Here is a 265-nt window from a genome sequence, read left to right on the forward strand (position 1 = left end):
GCACCTCACCAGAGCGGCGGGTGAGTTCGGCCAGTCGCTCGCCGGTGCCGGGGTCCCAGATTCGTACCGATCCGTCGCCGAAGCCGCCGCCGGTGACGATGAGGTGTCGGCCGTCCGGACCGGGCAGCACCGCCACTGCTCTCACTCCACTGGTGTGGGCAGTTACTTCGACTAACTGGTCACCGGTGTCCGGATTCCAAACTCGCACCGATCCGTCGCTGCCGCCGGTGACGATGAGGTGTCGGCCGTCCGGACCGGGCAGCAC

The 265-nt window shown here is 68.3% G+C and carries 1 protein-coding gene; it reads right to left on the reverse strand.

Annotated elements, in window-relative coordinates; all coding sequences use genetic code 11:
* Positions 1–265, reverse strand: a 265-nt coding sequence (locus tag ACFHWU_RS29615; protein ID WP_416592366.1) for a WD40 repeat domain-containing protein, incomplete at its 3' end; no start/stop codon positions are given.

Source organism: Micromonospora sp. LOL_015, from assembly GCF_048060275.1.
Lineage (GTDB): Bacteria > Actinomycetota > Actinomycetes > Mycobacteriales > Micromonosporaceae > Micromonospora_E.